This window comes from Frankia sp. Allo2 (assembly GCF_000733325.1).
GTDB lineage: Bacteria > Actinomycetota > Actinomycetes > Frankiales > Frankiaceae > Frankia > Frankia casuarinae.
Genome location: NZ_JPHT01000068.1, coordinates 1 through 9,784, shown reverse-complemented (window position 1 = coordinate 9,784; position 9,784 = coordinate 1). Strand labels below are relative to the sequence as shown.

Annotated in this window: 10 protein-coding genes and 1 pseudogene; 8 read left to right on the top strand and 3 right to left on the bottom strand. The window is 70.1% G+C overall.

What is annotated here, in order from left to right; genetic code table 11:
• Positions 1–96 precede the first annotated feature (96 nt).
• Positions 97–1,149, bottom strand: a complete 1,053-nt coding sequence (locus tag ALLO2_RS22225) for a radical SAM protein (RefSeq protein WP_023842147.1) — start codon at positions 1,147–1,149, stop codon at positions 97–99.
• Between the two features lie 960 nt (positions 1,150–2,109).
• On the opposite strand from ALLO2_RS22225, the gene rsmI reads away from it, so the two are divergent.
• From rsmI to queF, 7 genes are all read left to right on the top strand, one after another.
• Positions 2,110–2,988, top strand: coding sequence for a 16S rRNA (cytidine(1402)-2'-O)-methyltransferase (rsmI, locus tag ALLO2_RS22220; protein WP_023842148.1), 879 nt, complete (start codon positions 2,110–2,112; stop codon positions 2,986–2,988).
• Positions 2,989–3,024: 36 nt separating this feature from the next.
• Positions 3,025–4,161 (top strand): tRNA guanosine(34) transglycosylase Tgt, encoded by a 1,137-nt coding sequence (locus tag ALLO2_RS22215; protein ID WP_070133240.1) that lies wholly within the window; start codon positions 3,025–3,027, stop codon positions 4,159–4,161.
• Between the two features lie 2 nt (positions 4,162–4,163).
• Positions 4,164–4,874, top strand: a complete 711-nt coding sequence (gene queC, locus ALLO2_RS22210; protein ID WP_011437760.1) for a 7-cyano-7-deazaguanine synthase QueC — start codon at positions 4,164–4,166, stop codon at positions 4,872–4,874.
• A gap of 1 nt (position 4,875) precedes the next feature.
• Positions 4,876–5,514, top strand: coding sequence for a 7-carboxy-7-deazaguanine synthase (gene queE, locus ALLO2_RS22205; RefSeq protein WP_011437761.1), 639 nt, complete (start codon positions 4,876–4,878; stop codon positions 5,512–5,514).
• Positions 5,514–5,888, top strand: coding sequence for a 6-carboxytetrahydropterin synthase QueD (gene queD / locus ALLO2_RS22200; protein ID WP_011437762.1), 375 nt, complete (start codon positions 5,514–5,516; stop codon positions 5,886–5,888). The genes queE and queD overlap by 1 nt, the downstream gene beginning before the upstream one ends.
• Entirely contained in the window at positions 5,885–6,751 is an 867-nt protein-coding gene (locus tag ALLO2_RS23710) for a 16S rRNA methyltransferase (RefSeq protein WP_011437763.1), read from the top strand. The genes queD and ALLO2_RS23710 overlap by 4 nt, the downstream gene beginning before the upstream one ends.
• 77 nt (positions 6,752–6,828) lie before the next feature.
• Entirely contained in the window at positions 6,829–7,200 is a 372-nt protein-coding gene (gene queF, locus ALLO2_RS22190) for a preQ(1) synthase (protein WP_049761113.1), read from the top strand.
• 524 nt (positions 7,201–7,724) lie between these two features.
• On the opposite strand, the gene ALLO2_RS22185 is transcribed toward queF, so the two are convergent.
• Positions 7,725–8,441: a transposase family protein gene (locus ALLO2_RS22185; RefSeq protein ID WP_255361230.1), complete on the bottom strand. Its 717-nt coding sequence runs from the start codon at positions 8,439–8,441 to the stop codon at positions 7,725–7,727.
• Positions 8,442–8,470: 29 nt separating this feature from the next.
• Positions 8,471–9,316, bottom strand: a complete 846-nt coding sequence (locus tag ALLO2_RS22180) for an IS5 family transposase (RefSeq protein ID WP_023842153.1) — start codon at positions 9,314–9,316, stop codon at positions 8,471–8,473.
• A 270-nt stretch (positions 9,317–9,586) separates the two neighbouring features.
• Here ALLO2_RS22180 and ALLO2_RS22175 point away from each other — a divergent pair.
• Positions 9,587–9,784: pseudogene (locus ALLO2_RS22175) on the top strand (transposase); the annotation flags it as partial.

Genomic DNA, 9,784 nt, shown 5'->3' with positions numbered 1-9,784 from the left:
CCGCACCGAGGACACCGCCCGCCACGCCGCCACGATCTTCACGGTCACCGCGACCGCCGCGATGCACAACCTGAACCTGCTGACCTACCTGGAGAACTACCTCGACGCCTGCGGCCGGGCCGGCGGCAAGCCGCCGACCGGCGCCGACCTCGACCGGTTCCTGCCCTGGGCCGCCAGCCCCGAGGACCTCACCACCTGGCAACAGCCTCCCGGCTGACCCCGACCCCCGAGACCCCAGCGGAGTGCCCCACGGTCACGCCGCCCACGATCATGCCCCAACGGGATTTCCGAATACGTACGATCGTGCAGCGCGGCCGGCGGGTTATGATAGAGGAACTGCAGCACGGCCGTGTCCCGTTCGGCTTCCAGGAGCTGCTCGAACGGCGTCCGGGTGAAATCTCCGATGAACAGTGCGGTGCCGCGGAACTTCTCGTTGAGATTGGTCATCTCGCAGGTGGCTATCACATGCCCGCGCGGGTTGACGCCCAGTTGCAGACTTCCACAGTCGGGGAGCCGGTCCGGCGTGAACCGGCTGTAGTGCCTGGTGAGAGCCGCCATGACTTCCGGGTCGTTGCCCTCGGTGGTCAGGCTGTTGGGGTAGACCGTCTCACCGCCCAGGTCCAGGTCGTCCAGCAGCTGGGCGTCCACGTCGGGCAGGTGGGAGGCCACCCAGCTCAGCTCGTGCACCATGCCGAGGTCGGCGCAGGCCCGGCGGAGGTGGCGCAGCCGCTCGACCGGCACGAACGGCAGGTGAAAGGCGCTCGCACTCGGGAAGATCGCCTGGACCCCGGCCTGCTGGAGACGGCTCACGAGCGTACGGGCGCGTTCGGGGGTGCGGGCCCAGAAGCCGTTCGTGTTGAGGGAGACGTAGTACCCGAGATCCGTGGCGGCGCGGGCGAGCGCACAGGTGTCCTCCGGATGAAGCATGATCTCGCCGCCGCCCAGGTCGAGGAACCTGCGACCGAACCTGGCTGCCGTCCGCAGGATTTCTATCGCGGTGGCCAGGTCGAACCTCTCCCGGCGATGTGGACTCGATTGGACCAGGCAATGTGCGCAGGTCGCGTTGCAGGCATAGGTGTAGATCAGGTACACGCGCTCGTGGTTCCCGTAGGTGTAGCACACCCCGGTATGCGGATAGACCTGTTCCAAAATTCCCCCAAACCCATTGCTTTTACCTGGGCGGATTCGGCCGCGAACGAGCGATCTCGACAAGTGCGGGAACGCCGTCGGGAACTGTCGGTGGAGAGCAGGGTTGTCTCCCGGCAACGATTGCGTCACTGTAGGACAACATGGCGAGATTGGTCAACTGTGGCTCACCGGCTTCATCCGCGACGACGGCGGGNGACGTTGAGGNGGAACTGTGACTGGCGTAGCAACCAGTTCTGCGTTGCCGGGGTCCTGTGGAGGGCATGGTTGTCCGGGATCAGGCACGGGTCGTACGCGGAGGTACTGAGGCGCCGATCCGCTTCAGGAAACGACGGGGAACTCCCCGTGTCGGCGCCGCCGGTCGGGCCGCGGGTTGCCCGTGCCATTGTTTGCGCTGGTCAGGTCGGGTCTTCGCGGTCAGGGGTGGGANGGGGNGGGGTTGTGGGGCGGCGGGGTCGGCGCCGGGCGGCGGCGATCCCGGTGTGACCCGCGCGGCGGACGGGGCCGATCATGTCGTGACGGAGCGTGAGTGCGGTGTGGGGCCGGTCGCCGGCCCGGGCTCGGGAAGCCATCTCACGGAACGTCACGTCCCTTACCTGTGAGGCTGCCGTCCCCCGTCGTGCTGTCGTCTTTCTGTCATCCGGCCCCTCCGGGGCGGGCGGCGCTACGGGCGGGAGCGGCCTGTGGGGGCGGTCACACCGGCGGTCATGGGAGACGACCGCCGCGGTCCTGACGCCCGGCCCGGCCTGGTCGTGCGGGCGTCGCGGGTGACCCGCGTCGCGCGGCGGTGTGGTGCTCGAGGTGCACGCCCCGTCCCGGGCAACCCCGGCAGGGCAGGATCCGCAGGGCGCTCCTAGGATGGCCGACGCAGGAACGCGGCGCCGCCGCGTCGGCGGCGGAGTCGGGCCGGAAAGCGGAGTCGGGCCGGAGAAAAGCGGAGTCGGGCCGGAGAGGAGTGCCACCGTGCCGGGCACGCTCTATCTGGTCCCGGTGCCCATCGGGGACCCCGGCGACATCACCGCCCGAGCCGTCGACGTGCTGCGGCAGGTCCCGGTGGTCGCGGCGGAGGACACNCGCAACGCGCGGCGCCTGTTGCAGCCGCTCGGGACGTCGCCCCGGTTGCTCAGCTACCACGACCACAACGAGCAGGAGCGGGGTCCCCAACTGCTGTCGCTGCTGCAGGAGGGCGCGGACGTCGCCGTGATGTCGGACGCGGGCACCCCGCTGGTCAACGACCCCGGCTACCGCCTGGTCGCCGCGGCCATCGAGGCAGGGATCCCGGTCCGCCCGCTGCCGGGGGCCAGCGCGCCGGTCACCGCGCTCGTCGGATCCGGCCTGCCGGTACACCGGTTCCACTTCCTCGGGTTCCTGCCCCGCCGACCGGCCGCCCGCCGGGCGGCCCTGGAGCAGGTGCGCGGTCTCGACGCCTCCCTGGTGCTGTTCGAGGCGCCACACCGGATGACCGAGTGCCTGGCCGACCTGACCGCCGTGCTGGGTGAGCGGCGGGCGGCGCTGGCACGCAACCTGACCAAGCCGGACGAGCAGTTCATCCGGGGGACGCTCGACGAGGTCCGTGCCGTGCTGGCCGGGGAGCAGCCGGTCCGCGGGCAGTTCACGGTGGTCGTGGAGGGGGCGGGGACGCGGGCCGCCGCCGGGGAGACGGAGCTGGCCGACCGCGTCGCCGAGGCGATGCTGCGGCACGGAGCGGGTGCCCGGCTGGCCCGCGAGGTGGTCCGTGAGGTCACCGGCCTGCCGCGCAACCAGGTGTACGCACTGGTCGGGGAGGCCGAGGGCCGGGTCCGGTCCGGTACCTGCCCGCCCGCGGGTGGACCGGCCGACTAGACTGGTTCTGAGATGCCGAGGATGAGTCCGCCCGTCATGCCTGTTGTGCCGGCTCCCGTGCTGGCGACGCCGCACGGGACGGTCGAGCTACCGACGTTCCTGCCGGATGGCACCCGGGCGGCGGTGCGCAGCACGGATCCCCGTGACCTGCGCGAGGTCGGGATCGAGGCGGTGATGTGCAACGCCTTCCATCTTGCCCAGCGGCCCGGTGTCAGGCCGGTGAAGCGGGTCGGCGGGTTGCGTCGCTTCATGGCCTGGGACGGCGTGGTGGTCACCGACTCGGGCGGGTTCCAGGTGCTGTCCCTGCTGCGGCGGCAGGGGCAGCACAGCGCGATCCGCCCCGGCGGGGTGGTCTTCCGCAATCCTGCCGACGGCACGAAGGTCGAGCTCACCCCGCAGCGGGTGATCGAGTGGCAGTTCGGGCTGGGCTCGGGCGTCGTCATCGCGCTCGACGACTGCACGGGTCCGGAGGACTCGCCGGCCGAGGTGGTGGCCTCGGTCGACCGCACGATCCGCTGGTTCCGCGACACCCGTACCGCCTTCGATCTCCAGTGTCGGCAGCGCCGGCTGGAGAACCCGCCGCTGCTGGTCGGTGTGGTGCAGGGCGGTGCGGATCCCGACCAGCGCAAGCGCTGCGTGGAAGCCCTGGTGGAGGCGGGCGCGCAGGGGTTCGGCTTCGGCGGCTGGCCCCTGGACGGCAACGGCGTGCTCGAACGGGAGATGTTCGCCCTGCTCTCGGCGTCCACGCCGCCCGAGGCCCCGCTCTTCGCGCTCGGGGTGGGCAAACCCGAGCATCTCGTGGCGCTGTGCCAGATCGATCGCCGGTGGGTGTTCGACTGCACCATTCCCACCCGGGACGCACGGCATGGTCGCCTGTACGCCTTCAACAACGCCCCGCTGGCCGCCGACGGGTCGTTCTACCAGAACGTCCACATCCTGGACGAACGCAACCATCGCATCGACGAGCCGATCTGTCCCACCTGCGACTGCCCCACCTGCACCCGGTACGGCCGGTCGTACCTGCACCATCTCTTCCGGGTCAGGGACGGGCAGGCCGACCGGCTGGCCACGCTGCACAACCTGCGCTTCTACACTCGACTTATCGAGCAGCTGCGGGCGGGCGGGCGCGCGCTGGCAGCCGGCCCGGCCGAGATTGGGGACGACGACACGTGACGGTGAACCCGACCCGGGGCGCGGTCGGAGGGACGGACCCCCGACCCGCCGCGGTGGTGCTGTTGAGCGGGGGGCTGGACTCGGCAACCGTGCTCGCCATCGCCAACCAGCAGGGATTCGCCTGCCACGCGTTGAGCTTCCGCTACGGCCAGCGGCACGAGGTCGAACTCGCCGCGGCCCGGCGGGTGGCCTCCGCGCTCGGGGTGGTCCGGCATGTGGTGGTCGACATCGACCTGGGGGTCTTCGGCGGGTCGGCGCTGACCGACCCGACCATCGCCGTCCCGGCGGCCGGAACGGCGGAGGAGATCCCGGTCACCTATGTCCCGGCCCGGAACACGATCTTCCTGTCCTTCGGGCTGGCCCTGGCCGAGACCGCGGGTGCCTGGGACGTGTTCATCGGCGCGAGTTCGGTCGACTACAGCGGCTACCCGGACTGCCGTCCCGAGTACCTGGCCGCCTACCAGGCGATGGCCAACCTGGCGACGAAGGCCACCGTGTCGGGTGAGCGCACCCTGTCGGTCCATGCCCCGCTGATGCACCTGAGCAAGGCGGACACGATTCGCCTTGGTCTCTCGCTCGGGGTTGACTACGGGCTGACGCACAGCTGCTACGACCCGGGGCCGGACGGCCGGCCCTGTGGGCGGTGCGACTCCTGCTCGCTGCGGGAGCGTGGTTTCACCGAGGTGGGAGTNCCTGACCCGGCGGGGGGCTGACATGGTTTATCGGATCAAGGAGATCTTCTACACGCTGCAGGGGGAGGGCGTGCGGTCCGGCCGCCCGGCGGTGTTCTGCCGGTTCGCCCTGTGCAACCTGTGGACCGGGCGGGAACGCGACCGTCACCGGGCGGTGTGCCAGTTCTGCGACACCGACTTCGTGGGTACCGACGGCCCCGACGGCGGCGTGTTCGACACCCCGGACGACCTGGCCGACGCCGTGGCCGCGCGGTGGCCGTCCGATGCCCCCGGGGCACTGCCCTACGTGGTCTGCACCGGCGGTGAGCCGTTGTTGCAGCTCGACACCCCGGCCGTGTCCGCCCTGCACACACGAGGTTTCGAAGTGGCCGTCGAGACCAACGGCACCTGCCCGGCGCCGGCCGGGCTGGACTGGGTGTGCGTGTCCCCCAAGGCGGGGGCGCCGCTGCGGCTGACCACCGGTGACGAGCTGAAACTGGTCTTCCCGCAGCCCGGCGCCGGACCGGAGCTGTTCGCCGGCCTGGAGTTCGGCCATCACCTGCTGCAGCCGATGGACGGGCCGCACCGGGAGGCCAACACCCGGGCGGCGCTCGACTACTGCCTGGCCCACCCACGCTGGAGGCTCAGCATTCAGACCCACAAGATCCTGGGGATCCGCTGATGGAGATCTTCCGCGAGTTCACCTTCGAGGCCGCGCACCGCCTGCCGGAGGTGCCGGAGGGTCACAAGTGCGCCCGGCTGCACGGGCATTCCTTCCGGATCGCGATCCAGGTGGTCGGCCCGGTCGACCCCCGGGCTGGATGGGTGATGGACTTCGCCGACCTCCGGGCGGCGTTCGCTCCGCTGCACGACCAGCTGGACCACCGCTACCTCAACGAGGTGCCGGGCCTGGACAACCCGACCAGCGAGAACCTCGCCCGGTGGATCTGGGACCGGCTGGCCGGCGAGCTCCCGCTGAGCGCGGTCACCGTCCGCGAGACCTGCACGTCGGGGTGCATCTACCGAGGTGACGAGCCGGACCGGACACCGGCGTGACCCCGCCGGGCGCCGACCAGGAGGCCGTGGCGGCGGCCGCCGCCCGGATCGCCCGTTCGGCCAAGTACCGGGGCGTGCACCCCGAGACCATCGCCCATGTCGTGGAGCAGGAGGCGAGCGCCGGGGGAACCGGCCCGGTCGAGCACCGGGCCCGGGTGCGGCTGCACCGGGTCGCCGCCCTGCACCTGCTGAGCGGGCGGACAGCGGTGCTGCGCCGCGAGGTGGCACGGTTGCCGACCGGCGATCCGCAGGCCCTGAAGGCCGGCTGCCGGGCCGTGCTGGCCCGGCACGTCTCCACCGCCGAGCGCCTTGCCGACCTGGACGACTTCTACCCCGCGCTGCTGTCGATCCTGCCCGCCCCGGACACCGTTGTCGACATCGCCTGTGCGTTGAACGTCCTCACCGTCCCCTGGCTGCTGGAGACCTGTGACGCCACGTACACGGGCTACGACCTCAACGCCGACTTCGTCGAGATCGGCAACGCCTTCCTCGCCATGGTGCATCCGCAGGGCTGGGTGGTCCACCACGACGTGGTGGCCCAGGGTCCCCCACCGCGGGCCGATCTGGCACTGCTGCTGAAGACCTACCACTGCCTGGAGGACCGTCGGCGGGGCAGCGGCCTGCGGCTGGTCGAGACCGTCGACGCCCGGCACGTCGCCGTCTCCTTCCCCACCCGGGCGATGAACGGGCGGCCGGCCGTCTTCGCGCCGCCGATGCAGGAGGAGCTGGAGCGGCTGGCCGACCGGCGCGGCTGGTCGGTGGACCGGGTGCGGCTGAGCACCGAGGAGCTGGTCGTCCTCGGCCGGTCGCCGCAGGACATGTCGTCGCCCGAGGCGCTCCCGACCCGGGCGCACCAGGGCTGAGGATCGGCGGGTTATGCTCGTCAGCGGNGCCGGNGTGNGGGNACGGGNGAGGGAGCGTCGGTGATGCGGCAGTGGCCCTGACGAAGCTGGGCAACCCGGAGGCGAAGGCCGACCGGTCCCTGGAGACGTTCCCGATCGACGACACCTCGCAGGAGATCAGGATCGACTGCCGGGAGTTCACCTGCCGGTGCCCGATCACCGGCCAGCCGGACTGGGCGACGATCCGCATCGACTACCGGCCGGGCGGGCGTGGTCTGGAGACCAAGAGCCTCAAGCTCTACCTGGAGACCTTCCGGGAGGAAGGGATCTTCCACGAACACCTGGCCACCCTGATACGTGACGATCTGGTGGCCGCGCTCGCTCCGGTGCAGCTCACCGTCACCGTGAACTTCAACGCCCGGGGCGGCATCGCGCTGGCGGCCTCCAGCACCTACCGTCGCGAGGCCTGACCCCGCCCCTGCCGGACGGTCCTGGACCTCGGCCGAGCTCACCAGCGCCCCTACGACGGCACGCACCGTGTTCGTCGGACGGCGCTCCTGCCCGGAGTGCCTCCCGCGCGGAGCGCGGTCACCCTGGTCGACGGCTGCCGCGTTTTCGCCTCCGGACTCAGGGTCACTGCCCGGGGGTGCGGACCGCCGTCGGCATCGCGGCGTGGGAGACGCCACGATCGCCAGCGGCTTCTCCTTCTGAGCCACATGGCCGGAACGGCGCCCGGATGAACATCTTCCCCTCGTCGCTGACACCCCCACACGTCAGCTGATAAACCAGTCTTCCGTCAGAATCCGTGCCGACCCATACGGCCAGAGAAAAGTGGCATGTCAGCGGCTTCGCCACACCTGTCAGGGAAAAAGCCAGCCCGTCGGAGTTGGCTCAGAACTGCCTTTCGTCGGGCCGACGCCGGGCCGAAGGCAATCCCCGCCGCCTTCTTCCAAAGGAGCCGCTGTGCCATGAGCGTTTTCCATCCTCGGTTCTCCTAAATTCCTTCGTGCGTCAGGACGAGGATGGCTTGGGAAATTGTGCCGACGCGGCGGGGGCAGCCGCGGTACCGGTCGAGGACATGCCAGTTCTTGAGGACGGCGAATCCTCGTTCGCCGACAGCGCGGGTGGCCGAGAGGCTGCGGTTCTTCTCCTTGTCGGCGTCGGGTAGTTCGGCGTTCTGGGGTTTCTTGCGGGGGGTGAGGAGTTGTTCGCTCTCGCCGCCGACGTAGCCCTTGTCGGCGTAAAGGTAGATCGTCTCCGCCTGGTTGATCAGGTGGAGGATGTTGTGGGACCTCGCGGCGGTGATGTCGTGGGTGGATCCGGGCAGTCCGTCGGAGATCCAGATCATCCGGCCGTAGGGGTCCATCAGGCCCTGGAGGTTGACGCCGTGGTGTTTGTGTTTGCCGGAGTAGTAGAGCCTGTTGTGGGCGCGGATCCGGTTGATGCGGATGACGGTGCCGTCGAGGATGAGGAAGTTGCTCCGGCACCAGGCGAAGGCCCAGACGGCGGCGAGCAGGGTCCGGCCACGGCCGGCGAGCAGCGCGACGGCCTCGTGGACGTAGCGGCACACAGTGGCCACCCCGACCTGGAATCCCTCGACGAGGCGGGNGTAGGNGTCTCCGTTGCGCAGGTGGGCCAAGGCAAGAAGTGCCTGGTCACGGGCCGGGACCTTGCGCCAGTTCCCGTGGCGTTCGCGGTCGTCGGCGAGCAGCGCCGTCAGAAGGTGTTTGAGATCGTCGTTTAGATGATTCTCTGTAGCGGTCGGGGTCCGGGCCGCTGGGCGGGGGTGCGCCGGTCGATGCGGCGGACCATGGTGGCGATCATGGCCCAGCGGATGAGGGATTCGGCGTGGTCGGGGCGGCGTTCGTAGTCGCGGGCGTGCCGGCGGTAGCCGGTGATCCACGACCACGTTCGTTCGACGACCCAGCGACGTGGCAGGACGGAGAAGCCCTTCTGCCCGGCGGGTTTGCGCACCACCTGCAGGGTGAGGGTCAGGATCCGGGCGGCCCAGTCCATGAAGACACCCGCGAACCCGGCGTCGGCGAATACGAGCCGTAGCCGCCGGCCGGCGAAGAAACTGTCGAGGAGGAGCTGCCGGCCACTGGCGGTGTCATGGGTGCTGGCCGGGACCACGAGCACGGCCAGCAGCAGTCCCATCGTGTCCACAGCGATGAACCGCTTACGACCGTTGACCTTCTTGCCGGCGTCGTAGCCGCGGGAGGAGGCGGGCACGGTGTCGGCGCCCTTCACCGACTGGGAATCGATGATCCCCGCCGACGGTTCGACATCGCGTCCTTCCGCCCGGCGGGCCTGCTCCCGCAGCACGTCGTGAACACGTTCGGTGACACCCAGATCGTGCCAGAGGGCGAAGTAGTAGTACACGGTCTGCCACGGCGGATAGTCCGACGGCAACGCCCGCCACGCACACCCCGAGCGCACCACATACAGGATCGCGTCCACCAGATCACGCCGATCATGCTTCTCCGGCCGGCACACCGCCGCCGGCGGCGGGAGCAACGGCCCGACCAGAGCCCACTGCGAGTCCGACAGATCCGACGGATACCGATGACGGTGAGCATGCGCCATCCGTCCACCGTCAGCCCCCAGCCACCCCCACCCGGCCATGATCCGACGAGTGCACCCCCATCGCGCACCCCGGAAGATCACACACCGTCACCAGCGGGCATTCTCAAACACCTTCTCAGCTTGTCGTTTAACCTTCGGGTGTCACTCTGTGTGATAGTCGCTGGTGGTTTGGGGTGGGCCGGCGTGTCGCCGTGACGTGAAGCGGCCTCCTGTTGATCCTGGTTTCTCACCAAAGACACCGTGATCAGACAGAAGGCCGTGGAGGACAGCTTGGCCCACGATGTCCCCATCGTCGAGCACCTTGGGGTGCTGTGTCGGTTCCGCCAGGAGTTCTATGGCTGTCTGACCCGGCGGGCGGATGCCCTGTTCGAGCTCACCGACGCCGTGCTGTGCGCGGACGGCCCGGTCCGTGACCTGGTCGGCCTGTCGCCGGCAGCGGAGCACCGCCGAGGGCACGGCGCGTTGTAC